The sequence below is a fragment of the Glutamicibacter arilaitensis genome, from assembly GCF_044793945.1.
GTDB classification, from domain to species: domain Bacteria; phylum Actinomycetota; class Actinomycetes; order Actinomycetales; family Micrococcaceae; genus Glutamicibacter; species Glutamicibacter arilaitensis_B.
This window is the reverse complement of sequence record NZ_CP084994.1, coordinates 3627938-3646578: the sequence shown is the minus strand read 5'-3', so window position 1 is coordinate 3646578 and position 18641 is coordinate 3627938. Positions and strand designations below refer to the sequence as shown.

General features: G+C 57.9%; 20 protein-coding genes. 8 read left to right on the top strand and 12 right to left on the bottom strand.

Translation table 11 applies throughout. The features are described 5' to 3' along the window. The first annotated feature begins 114 nt into the window (after positions 1-114). Positions 115-816: a FadR/GntR family transcriptional regulator gene (locus LG294_RS17030; RefSeq protein WP_404287844.1), complete on the top strand. Its 702-nt coding sequence runs from the start codon at positions 115-117 to the stop codon at positions 814-816. 137 nt (positions 817-953) lie between these two features. On the opposite strand, the gene arfB is transcribed toward LG294_RS17030, so the two are convergent. Next, positions 954-1376: an alternative ribosome rescue aminoacyl-tRNA hydrolase ArfB gene (gene arfB / locus LG294_RS17025; protein ID WP_404287842.1), complete on the bottom strand. Its 423-nt coding sequence runs from the start codon at positions 1374-1376 to the stop codon at positions 954-956. 116 nt (positions 1377-1492) lie between these two features. On the opposite strand from arfB, the gene LG294_RS17020 reads away from it, so the two are divergent. After that, positions 1493-1948, top strand: coding sequence for a DUF6069 family protein (locus LG294_RS17020; protein ID WP_404287840.1), 456 nt, complete (start codon positions 1493-1495; stop codon positions 1946-1948). 69 nt (positions 1949-2017) lie between these two features. Then, the gene (locus tag LG294_RS17015) at positions 2018-2311 is read left to right on the top strand and encodes an antibiotic biosynthesis monooxygenase family protein (protein ID WP_404287838.1); all 294 of its coding nucleotides are present in this window, start codon (positions 2018-2020) and stop codon (positions 2309-2311) included. 158 nt (positions 2312-2469) lie between these two features. Here LG294_RS17015 and LG294_RS17010 read toward each other — a convergent pair whose 3' ends face one another. From LG294_RS17010 to LG294_RS16985, 6 genes are all read right to left on the bottom strand, one after another. After that, on the bottom strand, positions 2470-4035 hold the full coding sequence (locus LG294_RS17010) for a molybdopterin-dependent oxidoreductase (RefSeq protein WP_404287836.1): 1566 nt from the start codon (positions 4033-4035) through the stop codon (positions 2470-2472). 115 nt (positions 4036-4150) lie between these two features. Next, the gene (locus LG294_RS17005; protein ID WP_404287834.1) at positions 4151-5539 is read right to left on the bottom strand and encodes a cryptochrome/photolyase family protein; all 1389 of its coding nucleotides are present in this window, start codon (positions 5537-5539) and stop codon (positions 4151-4153) included. Between the two features lie 73 nt (positions 5540-5612). Next, on the bottom strand, positions 5613-6356 hold the full coding sequence (locus LG294_RS17000; RefSeq protein ID WP_404287832.1) for an anti-sigma factor domain-containing protein: 744 nt from the start codon (positions 6354-6356) through the stop codon (positions 5613-5615). Beyond that, a complete protein-coding gene (locus LG294_RS16995; protein WP_404287830.1) occupies positions 6357-6998 on the bottom strand; it encodes a sigma-70 family RNA polymerase sigma factor in 642 nt (213 codons plus the stop codon). Positions 6999-7140: 142 nt separating this feature from the next. Further along, a complete protein-coding gene (locus LG294_RS16990) occupies positions 7141-7821 on the bottom strand; it encodes a fasciclin domain-containing protein (RefSeq protein WP_404287828.1) in 681 nt (226 codons plus the stop codon). 456 nt (positions 7822-8277) lie between these two features. After that, positions 8278-9195 (bottom strand): LLM class flavin-dependent oxidoreductase, encoded by a 918-nt coding sequence (locus tag LG294_RS16985; RefSeq protein ID WP_404287826.1) that lies wholly within the window; start codon positions 9193-9195, stop codon positions 8278-8280. Between the two features lie 277 nt (positions 9196-9472). On the opposite strand from LG294_RS16985, the gene LG294_RS16980 reads away from it, so the two are divergent. The 3 genes from LG294_RS16980 to LG294_RS16970 all read left to right on the top strand — a co-directional run bounded on the left by LG294_RS16980 (position 9473) and on the right by LG294_RS16970 (position 11626). After that, the gene (locus LG294_RS16980) at positions 9473-10192 is read left to right on the top strand and encodes an SDR family NAD(P)-dependent oxidoreductase (RefSeq protein WP_404287824.1); all 720 of its coding nucleotides are present in this window, start codon (positions 9473-9475) and stop codon (positions 10190-10192) included. 479 nt (positions 10193-10671) lie between these two features. After that, positions 10672-11175: a hypothetical protein gene (locus LG294_RS16975; protein WP_404287822.1), complete on the top strand. Its 504-nt coding sequence runs from the start codon at positions 10672-10674 to the stop codon at positions 11173-11175. Positions 11176-11209: 34 nt separating this feature from the next. Further along, on the top strand, positions 11210-11626 hold the full coding sequence (locus LG294_RS16970) for a hypothetical protein (protein WP_404287820.1): 417 nt from the start codon (positions 11210-11212) through the stop codon (positions 11624-11626). 188 nt (positions 11627-11814) lie between these two features. Here LG294_RS16970 and LG294_RS16965 read toward each other — a convergent pair whose 3' ends face one another. Next, on the bottom strand, positions 11815-12969 hold the full coding sequence (locus LG294_RS16965; protein ID WP_404285512.1) for an IS1249 family transposase: 1155 nt from the start codon (positions 12967-12969) through the stop codon (positions 11815-11817). A 598-nt stretch (positions 12970-13567) separates the two neighbouring features. Here LG294_RS16965 and LG294_RS16960 point away from each other — a divergent pair. Next, positions 13568-13984, top strand: coding sequence for a hypothetical protein (locus LG294_RS16960; protein WP_404287818.1), 417 nt, complete (start codon positions 13568-13570; stop codon positions 13982-13984). A gap of 17 nt (positions 13985-14001) precedes the next feature. Here LG294_RS16960 and LG294_RS16955 read toward each other — a convergent pair whose 3' ends face one another. Next, positions 14002-14178 carry a hypothetical protein gene (locus tag LG294_RS16955; RefSeq protein WP_404287817.1) on the bottom strand — a complete coding sequence of 59 codons (177 nt, stop codon included), beginning with the start codon at positions 14176-14178 and terminating at the stop codon, positions 14002-14004. A gap of 77 nt (positions 14179-14255) precedes the next feature. Between LG294_RS16955 and LG294_RS16950 the strand changes: the two genes are divergently transcribed. Beyond that, positions 14256-14465, top strand: coding sequence for a hypothetical protein (locus tag LG294_RS16950; RefSeq protein WP_404287815.1), 210 nt, complete (start codon positions 14256-14258; stop codon positions 14463-14465). Positions 14466-14854: 389 nt separating this feature from the next. Here LG294_RS16950 and LG294_RS16945 read toward each other — a convergent pair whose 3' ends face one another. The 3 genes from LG294_RS16945 to LG294_RS16935 form a co-directional block, all read right to left on the bottom strand. Further along, positions 14855-15940: a tartrate dehydrogenase gene (locus LG294_RS16945; RefSeq protein ID WP_404287813.1), complete on the bottom strand. Its 1086-nt coding sequence runs from the start codon at positions 15938-15940 to the stop codon at positions 14855-14857. Between the two features lie 38 nt (positions 15941-15978). Continuing rightward, entirely contained in the window at positions 15979-16917 is a 939-nt protein-coding gene (locus LG294_RS16940) for a phosphoglycerate dehydrogenase (RefSeq protein ID WP_404287811.1), read from the bottom strand. 138 nt (positions 16918-17055) lie between these two features. After that, on the bottom strand, positions 17056-18636 hold the full coding sequence (locus LG294_RS16935; RefSeq protein ID WP_404287809.1) for an SLC13 family permease: 1581 nt from the start codon (positions 18634-18636) through the stop codon (positions 17056-17058). Between the last annotated feature and the right edge of the window lie 5 nt (positions 18637-18641).

Sequence of the window (18641 nt, the reverse complement as noted above, 5' to 3'; positions counted from 1 at the left end):
CAGACATCTGTCATGAAGAATAGTGTTACATGGAATGCGGCTCACCGCAACGCCGCGGGCACATAGACTGGACAGGTCTGCAACGGGGCATCGGGCCTCAAGGATGGAGGAACCGTGTCTCGAAAGTCACTGGTCACGCAGGTCGCTGACGACGTGCTTGACCGGATCATCGGTGGTGAATTAGCCGTTGACGAGCTCATTCCCGGCGAGCTGGAGCTCTGCGCTGCCCTGGACGTCAGTCGCATGACCGTGCGCGAGGCAATTAAAATCCTCGCAGCGCAGAACATCATCCGGGTTGAGCGTGGCCGGGGCACCTATGTGAATCCCGTCGGCATGTGGAGTTCGCTGGAAGCGGTGCTCCGGGCAACTACCGAAGGCGTGGGGGCCGCAGCGGCCGCCGTCCAGCTCATTGAACTGCGCAGAATGCTGGAGACCGGGGCCTGCGAACTGGCCGCTGGCAGGATCAGCGACGCGCAGCTGGCCCGGCTCGATGAACTGGTTGCCGAGATGAAAGGCGCGCATCAGGAATCCGACCTGGATCGATTCGTGGAAGCAGACCTCGAATTCCATGACCAGATCCTGCAAGCCTCGGGCAACGTCTTCGTCGCTGCCCTCTTCGAGCCGCTGGGCCGGGTACTTGCCTCCCGCCGCCGGGAAACCAGCGCCTTTCCGCAAATCCAGGCCCATGCCATCGCGGAACATGAAAAAATCCGCACGGCGCTGGGGCAGCGCGACAGCGCCCGAGCCCGCGAAGCCATGGACGACCACATGCGCCAGACCCTCGAAGACCTCAACACCTACGTGCTCCAGCAGTAGCCAGGAAAATTTAGGTGCTTGTCCCTAAGCACTTCGCCAGCCGATACTGGCAAGACCATTGATGTTCAATGCTCCGGTGCAGCCAAGAGCCAACGCACCTCTCTTGCCGATCTAACAGCCCATGATTCACATCAAAGCTACTCGGCGGTTGGCCTTTTGCGCTGCTGTTTCGTTTCCGAGCGGCGCGACTTCGTTGCCAGGCGGCGGCGTTGCGAACCCTTGGTCGGCTTCGTTGCACGTCGTCGAGGGCCGTCGGGAGCAAGCGCCGCGCCAACCAGGTCGGCAAGTTTCTGCATAGCGATCTCGCGGTTGCGCAGCTGGGAACGCTGTTCCGAAGCCGTGACCGTAATGACTCCCGCAATGAGCTTTGAATCCAAGCGGCCAAGCAAACGTTCGCGCTGATCATCGCTGAGTACCCGTGAACCAGGGACCGACCAGGACAACTCGACGCGGCTATCGGACGTATTGACGTGCTGTCCGCCGGGGCCGGAAGAACGCGAGAAACGCCAGCTGAGCTCCGACTCCGGAATGCTCAATGCGCGCGTGATCTCTAAATCCATGTATCAAGCTTCCCATGGGAAGCAAAAGTGGAATCTCTTGGGTTCAAGGCACCCAAACGGGCGTACATTTAAATTGAAGGGTCGTTCGTTTCGATTGGTCGAGGAGATGTTCAGCCATGAGCGCTGAAATGAAGTACAAGATGCCTTTCAATTACGTTCAAGTTGTCATCGCCACGTTTAGCGCCGTGGTCACGAGCGTCTTCGTGTTCTTCGTCAGCGAAGTTGCTGGTGGAACGATGAGATTCTCTGGAGGCGTCTTTCAGAATGTTGATTTCTTCAGTATCGTCCGCTTCATCGCGTTGCCGTTCCTCATTCTGGGATTCTTGACCTTCCTGATTGGGCGCGCACGGCCGGGGTTCTGCAAGTTCGCCCAATGGGCCGGTGTCGTAGTGGTGGTCGCATCCATCATCAATCCGATCCTGTTCGCGGCTGATCTGGCCAGCGGCATTGGGCTCTCGCTCATTCTGCTCATCGTTGGCGCTTCGTGGTACATGGCGGTGGACAACTCGAACCACATAGCCAGAAAGTCCAAGCTTGAGCGGCTGCAGGCGAAGCAGCTTGCTGCGGCGTAACGGGACGGATGTAGGCTGAGATATGAATCATCGGTAGCCCAGCGACAGCTGGGCAAAGAAGGGAAATTCATGTCGATTGTCGTCATCAATGCGTTGAAGGTACCAAGCGAAGCCGGCCCGGAGCTGGAGAAGCGTTTCGCAGCTCGAAAGCACTCGGTGGATGGCTCGCCGGGTTTCGAGGGATTCAAACTTCTGCGCCCGGTCTCCGGCGAAGACCGCTACTTCGTTTTCACCCAGTGGGCTACTCGCGAAGACTTTGAGAACTGGCGTGATCAGCGTGCAGATGCTGCTCACTCTGGCGCGGAGAAGAAGCCTGTCGCATCCGGCGCGGATTTGATGGAATTCGAGATTGTCGAGCTCTAGCGTTCAGCACTTGGTCTAAGCGGCTGAGCTGCACAACGTGAATGGCCTTGCGGCGATTCGCGGCTATCCAGAGGCCGCGGATCGCCGAAAGGCCATGGAGCAAGGTCGCGGTCAGCGAACCGTAGCTTCTTCAACGGTGTTCTCAACACTCGTGGCGTTTATGAGTCCGAAACGGAGAACTGTACTCGTTGCCAGCCGCTGGCCCCGTTGGGCACCGGATCTGCGCGGTCGCTGGTTTGCATTTCTCCATCGGCATTGTAGGCGCGCACGGTGACCGAATGGTTGCCCGGGTTTCCGCCCTTCCAGACGTAGCGCCACTGGCGCCAGGTATCCAGCGTGGCTTCTTCGGCCAGCTCGGCCTCCTGCCACGGCTCATCATCGACCTTGACCTCGACCTTGGAAATGCCGATCGTCTGTGCCCACGCGGTGCCGCCTATGACCACTTCGCCCGGCGGGAGCTTCGTGAAGGAGCGAGGCACATCGACTCGGGAAGACATCTTGATAGGTCCGCGCTCGGACCATCCTCGCGTGGTCCAATAAGCATCCTTTTCGCCAAATCGGGTCACTTCAAGATCAACGACCCACTTGGTGGCGGACACATAACCGTAGAGTCCTGGTACCACCATGCGTACCGGAAAACCATGTTCCAGCGGCAGCGGTTCATCATTCATTCCGAGCGCCAAGAGAGCCATGCGGTCATCGGTGAGTATTTCCAGCGGTGTGGAGGCGCTGAATCCATCAATGGAGGTAGACAGCACCATGTCGGCACCCGCTTGCGGACCCGCTCGTTCCAGCAACTTTCGCAAGGGGTAACCCAGCCATTTGGCGTTGCCTACCAGGTCTCCACCCACCGGGTTGGAAACGCAGGTCAGCGTCAGGTAGCTTTCGACGAGTTCTTCGCCCAATAGTTCGTCAAAACTCATGGTGAATTCGTTATCGACCATGCCATGCACGCGAAGGGACCATTCGGCCGGGTCAATGCGTGGTACAGAAAGCGCCGTGTCGATACGGTAGAAATCTTCGTTGGGTGTGACGAACTTTGGCATTCCCTTGAGATCTACCTGCGCACCCGCAGGTATCTTTGCTGCCTTGGCTCTAGGTGCAGGCAAACCCAGCGCAAGGCGGGCGGATTCAGCCGCATTGCGTGTCGCTGCAATCGAGGTGCCCACGCCGGCGGCAATGGCTGCTCCGAGCAGAGACAGCGAGGAAGCCACCAGAAATTTTCGGCGGGACGGGCCCCCGGGGGATTCCTCTTCGTGCCTCGGAGCAGGGCCGGTAGAAGCCAGTCCGGTCAACCATTTAAGCGTGCCCACCCCGAGTATCGTGCCGATGATGACCGGCACCAAGTCCATGGGATCGGTAGCCGACCGGGTGATGACCGAAGTGCCGATCACCGCGGACAGAATGAGGATGGCGACCGCCGCCGCAATGAAGTTGCGGCGCGCCAGCAGTCCTACCAGGGCAGCGAGGATGGCGGCAACGATGCCTAGGGAGACGAAGAGTGCGAGTTTGTCATTGGTCCCGAAGGTCGCGATGGCGAAATCCTTCAGCCACGGCGGGGTGAAGTCAATGAATGTCGATCCCAGTGCGACGAAGGGGGCCGAGGAAGTCGCAAAAAATACCGAAACCAATTGCGCGACGGCAAACAGGACCGCGGCGGAGATGAATCCTGCGAGCCCGAAGGCGAATACCTCAAAACGCTTGGATCTGATTACCTGATCCATCTTTGACCACCTCATACGTTGTTATGCACGTGTCTGCGACTGGGCTCTGGGAGCTCCTATCGGTTATTCGTAGCCGTAGCGCTCTTGGATCGGAGGATTCGCAAATTTTTTGAACTCACGAATGCTGCTGCGATTTCATGTGGTTGTATGATTCTAGGGCTTGCGTCCGCGATTGCTTGAGATCCACCAGTGGCTCACTGGCCAATGGTGCGTATCGGGCTACGTAGGAGCCCTGCGGATCGAATTTTTTGGCCTGCAATTCGGGATTGAATATGCGGAAGTAAGGTGCGGCATCCGCACCGCACCCAGCTACCCATTGCCAGTTGGCGGTGTTGCTGGCAATATCGGCGTCAACCAGCGTGTCCCAGAACCATTGCTCGCCCACCCGCCAGTGGATCGCGAGGTTCTTCACTAATAGGCTCGCGGTGACCATGCGCACCCGATTATGCATCCAGCCGGTCTGCCACAGTTGCTCCATTCCCGCATCGACCAGTGCGAAGCCGGTGCGGCCACGCTGCCAGCCGTCCACCAGGTCCGCGGCTTTGGGTGAATCCGTTGGCCAGGACCAATTAAAGTCATCAAATTCTGGACGCAGGTTCTCCGTGGGCAGCTGCGGATGGTGATAGTAAAGGTGCCAGCAGAAGTCCCGCCAGGCGATCTGGCGGCGTAGCGCTGTGGCGCCCTCGGCGGAGGCCGGAGAATTTACCGCATGCCTGCTCAATTCATCCCATACTTGGTGAGCGCTCAGGTGTCCCCAGCGCAGCGCGGGGGACAGTGCGGATGTGCCGTCGAGGTCCGGCCGGTCATGATGGTCCACGTAGTGCCCGGCAATTGATTCAAGGACGTCGGCTAGCCGTTGCTGGGCCGCGGGTTCACCCGGAGTCCAGGTTTCGCGCAGGCCCGCGGACCAATCCGGAGAAGTCGGCAGCAGGTTCCAGCTCTCCAGCTGATCGCTGCGCAAGGTCAAGCCGTCGATGGGATCCTGGGCGCTCGGCTCGGGCAGGGGTGGCCGTATTTCAGTGTTTCGCAACGCGTTGTAAAAAGGAGTGAAGACCTTGAATCCGGTCTGGTTCTGAGTGAGTAGTTCCCAAGGCTCGTGAAGTAAGAACCCCGCGTAGCTGTGGGCGCTGATCCCCGCGCCGTGTAGCGCGGCTTTGAGCTGCGTGTCCACCTCGCGCTCTGCTTGGCCAAATCGGCGATTCCACCTGATAGCCTGCGGCGAGCATTCCCTGCTGAGTTCTGCCACGATCTCCGCGGTGGCCCCGCGGCGCAATATCAGCGGGATGCCCAGTTCGCGGAGGGAGTCCCGGAGACTGGCTAGTCCGTGGTGCAGCCACCAGCGAGCGGCCGCTCCCAGCGGCCTGATGCCCTCGGACTGCTCATCCAGAATGAAGACCGCCACGGTGGGTCCGGCTTCCCGTGCGGCTAACAGGGCCGGGTGGTCCATCGTGCGCAGATCATCGCGGAACAACACCAGTTGGAGGGGCTGCGGCGTCTGGGTCATGGAGTCTTGCCTCATAGCCAAAGACTAATGTATTTAGCCTAGCTAGCTAAATCGCATCTTTTTCATTCCCTACTCAGCCGACCAGCGCCATCACCGGATCGGTAGTCGGAGCCTGGGATCCACCTGCCGGTTCCACGGTCAAAGCGATAGTTGTGCCCTCGGGCAAGGCGGGTAATTGTGCGCTCCAGTCGCCGTGGGGAACCACATCGGAAGGAACCGGAGTTCCGCCTGCGGCAATGGTCCACAGCTGGTAATCGTGCTCCTGATCCATGGCCGGCAGATCGTGGCCGAGCACCACCGTGCCTGAGGAGGACGCAAGCAGGGTCATTGCGCCATCGCCGTCCGGCATTTGCGCATTAACTACCTTCAGCTGCTGGCCATCGAGCACTGAAAGCAGCTCGTTGTTTTCGGATTCAGCGGTAACCGCACGCTGGTGCTGGTTGACTGCGATGGCGCTCGGCACAGCGGCCAGGACCACTGCCGCCGCAGCGGCCGCGAGCCAACCGTAGCGAGGCATGGGACGCCGCTTTTGCTCACGGCGTTCGCTTAGCGAAATCGGTGTTGGGGACGCTTGCGCTGGCAGCTCGGCGAAAATCTTCTCACGCAAGTCAGCCGGCGGGGTCAACGCCGTGGCCCGGTCGATCCGTGAAATAGTTTCACGATAGCCACGCAACCATTGGGCGGCCTGCTCATTGGAGCTGACCAGTTTTTCGGCGCGTTCCCGTTCCTCGGGTGAATCAAAAGCTTCTAAGGCCAACCCGGTCAACAGTTCATGGTCTTCGGAGCTCAATGAGCCGTCACGATTCTGGCGATCCATTTATGCCACCTCCAAACATGTCTTCAGGCGCTGCAAGGCGCTGCGGATTCTTGACTTCACCGTGGCTAAGGGCATTTGCCGGCGTTCGGCCACTTGTGCGTAGGTACTGCCACCGTAGTAAGTGTCAATGACCGTCTGCTTTTCCTTATCGGTCAACGTGTCTAGGCAATTGCGGACCTGCTCCGAATCGACTTGGGCCATCAGTTCGTCATCGATTTGTGCGACTTCCCGGTCAACTGTGAAGTTGCGGTCCTCGCGCTGGGTCCTGGCTTCCTCCGAACGGATCCGGTCAATGGCCCGGCGACGGGCTATCGTTGAGGCCCACGCGTAGATGGATCCGGTGCTCTGGGAGTACTGGTGGGCGTTGTTCCAGATTTCGAGCATGACCTCCTGAGTGACCTCGGAAGCTTGCGCGGAATTGCGAATTAGCCGAACCGAGATTCCGTACACCACCGGAGATAACTCCGTGTAGAGGGAATCGAAGGCCTGATGGTCCCCTTGGGCGACCCGTCGGCATAGACCGCTCCAATGTTCGGTGGATCCAGGGCTTACTTCTGCCTGTGTCCCGCTCGGTGCTCTGTCCATGGTGTCGAGAATATCACCGGAGCCGGGATTCAATTGTTCCGTGTCAGCTCTGTTCATATCTCCTTTTCCGCTGTCCGGCGAAGGTATCCATGACCTAGCCGGTCAAGAGGCTGTTAACCGCCCGATGGCCGGTGCTCGATGATCAAGCACCAAGCACCGGCCTTCGGGCGGTGGACGTCTTGCTGGTAGTCCGCTTCGACTACTTCTTTTCTGCTGGTGGCATCAACACTTCGTCTACCAGGTAGACGGTGGCGTTGGCGGTCTGCACGCCACCACAGATTACCGAGGCGCCGTTGACCTTCAGGTCATCTCCGCTGCCAGTGACCTCAAGATCCTGGCCTGCAACGGTGGTGTAGTCACCGGAAAGGTCTGCGGGTGCAATCTGGCCGGGAACCACGTGGTAGGTCAAGATGCCGCTGAGCATATCTGCATCCTTGACCACTGCGTTGAGGTCCTTTTCAGGGATGGCTGCGAAAGCGTCATCAACGGGTGCGAAGACGGTGAACTCGTCACCGTTGAGGGTGTCCACCAGATCCACCTCAGGGTTCAGCTCTCCGGACACCGCAGCGGTCAAGGTCTTCAGCAGTGGGTTGTTCGAGGCTGCCACCGCTACCGGATCCTTGGCCATGCCGGCTACCGAGCCGTCGCCACTTGGTACTGCTTCGGCGTAGGCCGCGCAGCCCGAGCCAACGAGGTTAGCTGCAGGATCCATCTCTGTGTCAGCTGATTCGCTGGCCATGGCCGAGCTGCTTGGAGCGGCCATTGAGCTGGAGGCCGATGGTTCTGCGGTTTCGGAGCCCGTTGAGCAAGCGGTGAGCCCCATCGCTGCAACTGCGACCAGCGAGAGTGCTCCAACAAATTTGCGGTTGAGTGTCTGCATGTCTATCTCCTTGCCTTACGACGAGAATTCTCGTCGTATTTCCCCGACCCTGTTGGTGCGGGCTGTCATGAAGCATTCGGAGCCAGATGGGAAAAGGATTGAAAAAGTTCTAAAAACTTTTTGAGGAGCTTGAAATCTACCGTTTTCTGGCGGATTACGAGGCACTAAAAGTATCGGGTGGTACCAGTTCCTCAACTGGTACCACCCGATCGGTCACCTTATGTGCCGATGTAATGCCAGAAATTCCCATCGGCAATTCCGGCTAGGCGCTCGCCGGCTCCCTGATTTCCAGCATGGAGGCGGCCAGCTCAATGTCGTCCCGTCCGCCCGCGTCCAGACGCTCAAAGACTTGGCGTTGCCGGGAATCAGGCTGGATCATCGCCAACCCTCAACATGAGCGGACCAAGGAATTTTTTGTCGAGAATTACGCACTCAAGTGGCGGGAGATCTGCACGATCAGTCAATCAGAGCGTCTGCTAGGAGCCGGTAGGCATTCAAACGGTCTTCGGGATCACTGGTGAGCGTATTGAGCATCAGTTCATCAGCCCCGTGTGAGTCGGCCAAATCCAAAAGCTCGGCTCGAACCTTGGTTGGGGTTCCAACGATCAGTGCCTGACTGCGTTCCTGGGCCCTCGAACGTTCCTGAATGCTCCACTGGTAGCGTGCGGCGGTGGACGTTGAGGGGATGGGGCCGTCGTGCCCAAAATCCTTGCGCACCCGCCAAAGCAGCAGGGCTTCGGCCAGAGCCCGGGCCTGTTCCTCGGTTTCGGCGGTGACAAAGCGGACGGCTAAGACAGTGTGTGGAGTGTGCCCGGAAGCTATTGCTGCCTCACGATAAGCTTTGGTCGCCGCCTCGCCACCGGTGGGGCGCAGGAAGTGGCCATGAACGTAGCCGGCACCGAGCATTCCCGGCAACGGCGCGGACGAACCGCCGGCGCCCAAAACCCATACGCGCCCGGCAGGCTCGCTGTTTGAAGCAGGGTGGCTGGCATCGAGCTCGTGCACCAACGACGCAACCTTGGCGGCATAATGCGGGTCGCTGAGCGAGGCACGGCCCACCCCGGTATCCACGCGGTCCGGATGAACTGCCGCGAGCAGGCCCATCGTTTCGGTGACTTTTTGCGCTGAGTAGTAGGGCAAGAGGATGGCGCCGGTACCGATTCTGATCTTGGCTGTGCGCTCCAGCGCCAGGGCGGTCATCATTTCTGGGGCGGCGCTGGCGAAGGACTGCGAATTGTGGTGCTCGGCAAACCAGATGCGGTGGTAACCAAGCGCGTCAGCGTCCTGTGCCAGATCTAAGCCACTGGATAACGCGGCAGCCCGAGTGGGCGCATGCTCAGTGAGTGGAACCTGGTCAAGAATTGAAAGTCTCATGCCGGCCGACGTGCTAACTGGTGCTTAGCGCTAAGCCTTAGCGGCATGATGAAGTCCTCTCGACGGTGATGGGTCCGTGGCTGAGCTTACCCCGTTGAGCAGTCAGGTGCTGGATGCTGGACTGCAGTTGACGGTCGCAGCGGGATGCAATCAATTAGGATAGCTGCTGGATTTGATCCCCACGTCACAACTGGTTGACGCTTCAACTAAAATGGTGTTGTATGGAAGTACAGGACCACGGAAGTGGTCACACTTCATTGAAGGATTGGAGCGCATCATGGAACTCAACAACAAGGTCGCATTCATCACCGGTGGCGGTTCGGGGCTGGGTCTGGCAACAGCCAAGAATTTCATCGCCGAAGGGGCCAAAGTGATGATCTTTGACTTCAATCCAAAATCCCAGGAAGTCGCAGACGAGATCGGCGCCAAGTTCTACCAGGGCGACGTGTCCAATGCCGAGAACGTCGAAGCCGCAGTGGCCAAGACCGTCGAGGAATTCGGGCGTGTGGACATTGCAGTTGCCTCGGCCGGCGTGGGCGGCGAAGGTGACGTGGTCACCTCGACCATTGACAACTGGGAACGCACCAACGGCATCGACTACTCCGGTGTTTTCTACACCAATAAGTACGTCATTGCCCAGCTGTTGAAGCAGGGTGACGGTGGCGCTGTCATTAACCTCGCCTCGATGTTCGGCATGGTCGCAATCTCCAACAACATTGCTTACTCGGCATCCAAGGGCGGCGTAGTGAACATGACCCGTGCCGCCGGCACCATGTACGCCAAGGAAGGCGTCCGCGTCAACGCGGTGGCCCCTGGTGTCATCCGCACCCCGTTGATTGATGAGCCAACACTGGAGCAGTACGCCAAGTTGCACCCGGCGGGACGTGTGGGCGAGGCGCAGGAAGTAGCCGACCTGATCACCTTCTTGGCCAGCGACAAGGCGAAATTCATTACCGGCGCCGTCATTCCGGTGGATGGTGGCTATACCGCCGTCTAGGTTTCACACTGGATTTGCTGCATGAGGAAACCCTTGCCAGGTGGCGGGGGTTTCTTCATGCGCGTTTCCGGAGCGGCGAATGTCTTGGGGTTGGACCCGCTGCTACATTCTCACAGACAAGATCTGCCGCGGTGCTTAGAAGCCGATGGGCGACCCCGCGTGCTGCGCACTGTCACGGTTCGAGGCGCCGCTGCAATTTGCCCCCTGTGAGGCTAACTAATCGCAACGCCTATTCTTAGTTCTGCGCTAATTGCGGATGCATTCCTTCAACAAGTAGAAGGTCGATTTTGATCTGCTTCGCAGATGCTGGTTTCTGATTTCTCAGTCCAGCTTCGGGGGAGTAGTTCACCTTTCTTGGTCCCTATTAGCGTCCCTCGGACCTTGGTTGACCCTCCTCCAAAAGTACTATTTACAGCGTATTGAGATACTTCATAGGGTGGTATTGGAAGATTCTCAACACCTCTCAAGGAGCAGTTCACGTGCCAAAATCAAGATTTCTTCGCGTTTCTGTAGCGGTATCTATTTCTTCAGCCCTCGTGCTGACACCACTAGCCGCAAATGCAGGAACGATTGCAACGCCTACCGCTTCAACGCTGACGAGCCAGAGCGTTTCGGCATTGTCAGGGTCTTTGACAGCTAGCGACTGGAAAGAAGTAGCGAAAAGAGCCTCTGCGGCCTCTGACGTTTCTTCGGCACGAGTCGCCAATACCATGGCAGCACAAAAGACGGGATCTACGAATGTAGCCCAGCCGGCCAACATCATTACAACGCTGGCTAAAAAAGCAGCTATCGCGGCGCTTCGATACAGTTCAAATAAGATACCCGCGAAAATGCGTCCATACGCAAACAAGATTGCCAATTTCCTCGAAGACCTCGAAAACTGGCAAGAAGGACCCATCATTACCGGTCTGATGGCCTTGGGCGTCCCTTATGACGTCGCTTCGGCGGTCGCCACATGGGTTGTTGTCTTCGGTGGTATCTAAGAGGTCCCAGCTACGTTAGGTTCCGATGAACAAATTGAACACCCCTGAAAAATTCGGGCTTGGGCTCTACCTAGCCATGGTGACGCTCGCTACCGGACTGCCGGTGCTTCTGGGTTTTTTTGCGCCACTATGGTTTTCCCAGTTCGGTGCCCCTAAACCGGGAATACTGCTTTGGTCTCCGCTGTTGACCATTGTTTTCGTATTGATAATTCTCGTTTTGGGCGAAATTAGTGATCGGATTGTGCTAAAGGTCTTCAACAGCGCGAGCAAGATCGCTGTACAAACTTTGCAAACGCTTTTGACCTTTGTCGTCATGATCGGTTGCTATCGCCTCGTGATGACTTCTTACCAAGCCGCTCTGATCGCAGCGGTCACCGCGACGCTGGGATATTTGGTGCTGTCTCCGGTCATTAACCGGTTGGAGAAGAAAGCGCCTAGGAGCGACGGATAATCCCGCCGGTAGTTCAGGGTAGTCCAAAGGCCAGTTGATAATTCGATGATCCGCCCACCGATTTTTCAGTCGGTGGGCGGATCTCTTTTAAAGACGATGTTGTTGATACTCCGAACGTTTGGATGCGGTCGCTGAGGAATGGGGGTTATGTGCCAAAAAGTGTGTACAGATGACGCGCTGAAGTGGATTCAGCGACGCCCTCCCCACCCTTTTTGCACTCCATTACCGTCATCCCAACTGAAATGCTTGTCGTAAAGCACCGGCCCAATAGGCTCATCCTTGATGATCTTCGGCGAGGGTTTCTCGGCCCAATGCCGCTGCTGCACGAACGACCACGGATCCTTCGGGTTTTCGACGTGTCGATACAAATACCAGCGCACGAGCGCTATCGAATGCTCCGGAGTCAAGCCTCGGTGCAGTCGTAGCTGGTCCTTGATACCCGCGTTGATACCGCCTTCGAGCGGGCTTGTGGTCCGAGGCAACACCTCGCCCTCCAATGCCAGGTCCAACCACTGAAAAAGTTGATCCTTCTTCAAAAGGTTGTGGAAGAGCTTCTCGCCTCGGCGCAGGTTGATATGGGTGTACCACCACGTTTGATTAGGGCTGACGTACGAAGGCCGAGACTCAGACTTCCCTTTGGCATAGGTTCGTTCTTTGAGCGTGACTGTGTGCATGGACTGCCACTGATAGAACTGCTCGGTCCACTGATTCGCTTGTTCCTTCGTCTCAACTTTCATCAATGCCCGGGTCAAGGTAAGTAGCTGCTGACCTGGGACTGTGCGCGGGTTCAAAGTGAGGTGCTTAACCATGGTTTGGCGGATATGGAAGAAGCAACGCTGGATCTTCGCTTCCGGCCAGAGTCCGGTGATCACAGACTCCAGCGCCCCATTCCCGTCAATGACGGCGATCTGTGGTGGTGCCATGCGTTGGAGCATGCGGGTCCACGAGGCGGTCTTTTCACGGTCGCAGAACTGCCAGTCGATGATATGAGTACCGTTGAAAGCGGTCAGGGCGCAGTAGCCGTTGAAGTAGGTGCCATCGAGCATGAGGTATCGATGTTGTTCGCCGGTTTGCTCAAGGTGTGGCTGGACTTGCCAGCACCAGGCGGTGGTGCGGTGGAAAGTCCGCCGAGGGGTTTGTAGCTCGGAAATACTGTGTTTCCCGGTGGCCCAACGGTAGAAGCCGGTGAACTGTCCTTTCGCGATGATATCGGGGCGGGAAACAGTGCTGGACGCGCCGCAGTTCTTGCACCGCCAGCGGGTGCGTCCAGCGCCTGTTTTCCCGTTCTTGACCAGCTTATTTCCGCATACATCACAACGGGGTTGGTTTGCAATTGTTGCCACGGTACATGCTTTCAAAGCATGTGTTCGTGGTGTTATTCCTAGTGATTACATGTTTTCGGGGAGTTCTGTACACACTTTTTGGCACTTAACCCAGGAATGGCGCTTTTGAGATTGACCCGCCACATTGCAGCGCCTTTGCTGCGGGCGTCCTTCTTGGTTTGGCTTTCGACGGCAGCTCTTGCCTGGTTGAGGGCCGTTTGGGCACGCGCTGAGTGGCTGGCCATGACATCGCCGGTGGCGGTACGCCACAGGTTGATGTGGAACATAATGGCTGCTCGTCATTGCAGGTGTGCAGCAGGGACTCGTCGCTTCGTCCGGGTCATGTGTTGCCGCCGGCCATCATTCTGATTCTTAAATAAGACTGACTGCTGATAAGGGCAGCCGGTGCACTGGGCTGCTTATCTGGTTGTTTCTAGTCCCTCGGGTGGAGCTACTAGCGCCGAGACCTCCCTTCACGGGGCGAGGTGAAGCCGTCCATCATGCTTGTACTGTGGATCTTGCCGCGAATCCCAACAAAGAAAAATGAGCGAAGGAAAGAATGAAAATTGCCAAGAACACGAAGACGAAACGAATCTCGAAAATTCTCGGGTCATGTTCAATGTTTGTTGTATTGGGACTATCGGTTACTTCCTGCGGCATGGTCGAGTCTTTCGGCAGGCAGACCGCGGATGCTTGGAGCGTCACCTACGAAGTGTCGGTCGCCGGCGGAACCATCAATGGCCTTGACGATGTGAGGTACCTGGAGGCGCCAACTCGAGGCGAAGATTCCAGCGAAACCGCGGTTGGCGAAGTGGCAACAACAAACGATCCGTCAAATAAACAGATTGCTTCATGGCAGGAAACCGTGATGGTAACGGCCGAAGATGAAGCCGGAGTCTCAGCCGTACCACGTGCCGGTGCCACCGCCACGTGCCGGATCCTGCTCGATGGGGTCAAAGAAATCGCTGCGGTCACCGGAGAGGTTGGCAAGCCTGTGCAATGCTCTGTAACCACGCCGGCATTCGCCAAAAAATAGCAGGGCCTTGATAGGCGTTAGTGCTGGTCCTCTGGCGCAATCCGCTGCTCGATGAAGTCTTCGGTGATCGATCCGAGTTGGTTGAGTTTCTCACCCCGGCTGATCTTGGGAATCAGCTGTTCCCGGAGGCGGAAATTTCGTCTGATGAGGCGTCCGATCGTTGCAGTTTCCGGGGCCGGGGCGGAATCGTCCACGACTGGCGTCGTTTCCAGGGCGCGGTATAGGTGAGCGAATCAGAGGCGACGGCAGCATTGGGTTAGCGCCGGAAACCTTGCTCGATGCCTGGCCTGCCGATGAGGAAGATGGCGGTACCGGCGCGGTTTTGGGTATCACGCACGAGTTCCAGCGCGGTGGGCGTGCACTGCTCGGTTTCATCGACATCCAGAAGTACAACGTGCTCCGCGAATCGATTGGTCTCATCGGATTTTCCGTTGCCGGGAAGGTACCGTCGTCACCGGCACTGAGCTTGGATTGCCATTGATAAATTTCGCAGATCCGCTCCTTGGGCTGGCGCAGGTCCGGCACCTTATTCGGCGCCGAGGCGTCCACCACTGAACTCGGTCCACTTACGAATTGGTTCCGGGAGCAGTCTCTCAAAAGCTTTGGTTTTGCCAGAGGAGACCCGATCAGCCCGCTGTTACAGGGAAGTTCAGCAGGCCGATCGGGATCCGTGAAAAGTACCTATCGAGCGGGAATAAGCCCTATCGACCGGCCCCTGCACGTCAGGCGCCTGCCTTCCGCGGGGTATCGCAAGCACCTATTTTGGCCGAATAGTAGGAAACAATCGTGCCACGTGCGGACAAGCGCAGATGCGTTAGCCCTTTGATGCCTTGTGCTGGCTTACTCCGCTCGGGATCCGCGACGCGTCGTTCATAGAGCAGCGCCCGATAGCGCAGTGACGATGGCTGTACCTAATTCTTCTGTAGTCGCGCTGCCTCCCATATCCGGGGTGAGCATTGATTTGCCTTGTGCAAGAACTGATTCCATTGCAGCAGTGATGGCATTGGCGGCCTTGATTTCGCCTAGGTGCTCCAGCATCATGGCAGCGCACCAGATTTGCCCGACGGGATTGGCGATGCCCTGGCCCGCAATATCGGGAGCTGAACCATGGACGGGTTCAAAGAGGCTCGGATATTTCCGCTCGGGATTGATGTTCCCACTGGGCGCGATCCCGATGGTGCCGGTGCACGCCGGGCCGAGGTCGGAGAGAATGTCGCCAAAGAGATTGCTGGCGACAACAATGTCGAACCATTCGGGATGCATGACGAAGTGGGCTGCCAGAATATCGATATGGTATTTGTCTACATTCACCTCGGGATAGGCACAAGACATCGCCTCAACACGTTCGTCCCAGTACGGCATGGTGATGGAAATGCCGTTGCTCTTCGTCGCTGAGGTCAGATGCCGGTTCGGCCGGCTTTGGGCTAGCTCGAATGCGTACTTGAGAATTCGGTCCACCCCAGTGCGGCTCATGACGGTCTCCTGCATCACGATTTCGCGTTCGGTTCCGTCGAAGAGCTTTCCACCGATACTTGAGTATTCGCCCTCGGTGTTCTCCCGCACCACATAGAAGTCGACATCCCCGGGCTTGGGCCCAGCCAGAGGGCTGGGCACTCCTTGCAGGAGCTTGACGGGGCGGAGGTTCACGTACTGGTCGAAATGCCGCCGGAATTGCAGCAAGCTTCCCCAAAGCGACACATGGTCTGGGACGATGTCCGGCCAGCCGACCGCGCCGAAGAAGATGGTGTCGAACTTATTGAGCTGTTCGAACCACCCTTCGGGCAGCATCTTGCCATGGCGGCTGTAGTAGTCAGCCGAGGCGAAATCGAAGTGCTCATATTCGAGATTGAGGTCAAATATCTCTGTTGCTGCATCCAGGACGCGCAGCCCTTGGGGAACGACTTCGGTTCCGATTCCGTCGCCTGGAATGACTGCGATACGGTGAATTTTCGACATGGTGTTCCGTTCTGCTGGTGGCGCTCGGTTTTGGATTTTTAGTTAACTGGATGCGCCGGTTCGCGGTTGGCAAGGACGTCGATGACTGCTTGCGCGGCGCTCAGCCCAGCACGGATTCGGGCTTCCACGGTCTGGCCGGCAAGGTGTGAGGTGACAATCAAATTCTTCAGGCCTCGAAGGGGGCTGTCTTCCGCCAGAGGTTCGTGGTCAAGGACGTCCAACGCGGCCCCGGCGATGCTTCCAGCGCGAAGCGCGGCGGCAAGCGCGGTTTCCTCGATCAGTGAACCACGGGCCGTATTGATGATGATTGCCGTATTCTTCATCAGCTCGAGCTTCGGCCCGTCGATGAGTGGATGGGCGCCGCCAGCGCGGGAATGCAGGGATAAATAGTCGGCGGAACGGAATACCGTGTCAGCGTCGGTGAAGTTGATTTCCCGATCTGCGCCGTCCGGGTGCCCGGTGCTCACCAGGACCTTCATGCCCAATGCGAGCCCCAGCTTGGCGGTGGCCCGGCCACTTGGCCCATAGCCGATGATGCCCAGTGTTGCGCCACGCAATTCATGGCCTGCTTCGCGTGGCCAATGCCCTTGCTGAACTGCGCTGGTGACCTCTGCTAGACGGCGCGCTGACATGATGAGCAGGCCTATGGCCATTTCAGCGACCGAGTGGTGGTTGCTGCCCGGAGCATTGCAAACTCGCACTGCTTGGCTGCTTGCCGCCGCAAGGTCAACGGAGTCGTAGCCGACGCCGCTGCGGGCCAGCACCTTCAATCCCGGTGCTGCCGCCAGCATGCCGGCGGTGACCGGTTCACTGGCGATGATGGCGCCATCGAATCCGCTGAACAAGTTCATCTGCTGGGCGTCTTCGCGCTTCCCGGCAAAAGGCGCGAATGCGGTCTCGTGGCCGTGCTGCTTGAGCAACTGATCAATCTCGTCGCCTGGGTGAAGGTAGTCCGTGGTGATTAGAATGCGGCCCATTTGTAACGGCTCTCCATCTTTGGAATTGGGTGATGATGCGCTTGGCGAGGTCTCGGCGCACGGAGAGGGTGGCTACCGGGAGAATTTCGTTTCCCGGTAGCCACCCCAAGCCGCAGACCGGTCGGTGCGTGCTTCGGTTTACTGGAATGCTGGTGGTACCGACATCAGATCGATGCCCCAAAGCACAGGTAGCAGGTGCAATGCGGCGAGGACGATCAGGGCCAACGCGATGAAGTTGAGCCACAGTCCAACTCTGACCATTTCGGTGATCTTCACTTTTCCGGTGGCGTACAAGATCGCATTTGGTGGAGTCCCAACGGGGAGCATGAATGCGCAGTTGGCCGCCATCGCGCAAGGGACCATCAACGCATATGGATGGATTCCGAGCGCCAGCGCGAAGGCTGCCATCACGGGGAGGATCATCGTTGCAGTAGCGGCGTTCGAGGTGATTTCGGTCAGGAAGAGGACAAGGGCGGTTGCCAGGATGATGATGACAACTATATTGGCACCGTCGAGCACGCGCAGCTGGTCACCGATCCAAGTCGACAGGCCACTTTCGACAAAGCCCGCGGCAATGGCCAGGCCTCCGCCGAAGAGCAGGAGGATTCCCCACGGGATCTTCCTCGAATCATCCCAGTTCAAGATCTTTGGCTGCTCTGTCTGCTGTGTAGGCAGCATGAATAGCGCCACTGTCGCCATGATGGCGATAATGCCGTCGCTGATTCCCGGCAACAAGTCTTCCCAGATGAACGAACGGGTGACCCACAAGAAAGCAGCGCCGAGGAAGATGGCCATGACGGCCTTTTCTTCTCGTGACATGCCGCCCAGTGCGTTACGCTCGCTTTTGATGAGTTCCGCGCCGCCTGGAAGATGCTTGAACTTCACCTTGAAGGCCACATTGGTCAGGTAGAACCAGGCGAAGGACAGAAGCAGGATAACAATGGGGACGCCAAAGAGCATCCAGCCGCCGAAGGATACCGATTGGTCAAAAAGCTCCCCTGAAGTTGCGGCGAAAATTGCCAGTGGTGGTGTGCCGATGAGGGTGCCGAGTCCACCGATGGTAGCCGCATAGGCAATACCGAATACTATGGATTTCTCGAATTTAGACAAATCTGCAGCGTGCTCTCCGCCACGCAGTGAACGTGCGGCCTGGTAGGCGACCGCCAAGCCAACGGGAATCATCATCATTGTTGCTGCCGTGTTCGATACCCACATCGACAAGAATGCTGTTGCAACCATGAAACCGAGAACAATGCGTTTAGGGCTGGTGCCGATCGTGGAGACAATTGCGAGGGCAATGCGCTGGTGCAAGTTCCACTTTTCCATTGCGATCGCCAAGGAGAACCCGCCGATGAACAAGAAGATAATGTCATTGCCGTAGGCGGAGACGACCAGGTCCCCGTCCAAAGCTCCGGTGAGCGGCATGAGCACAACTGGCAAGAGGGAGGTAACAGGAATGGGTATGGCCTCAGTGATCCACCAAGTGGCGACCCAAAGCGTCACGGCCAGTACCGCTTGGCCTTGCGTCGAGAGGCCTTCGGGGGAGAAGAAGAACATTGCCACGATGAACAGCAGAGGTCCGAGAATCAGGCCGACAACGCGTGAGGGTGTATAGCCTGGGCCGGGGCCGTCAGGATTGGCGTTGGCACCCGGAAGCAGGTCGGTATTTTTCGCTGGGGCGTCGTCGCCCTGCATAATTTGCGCGGCCTGATTACTCATTACAA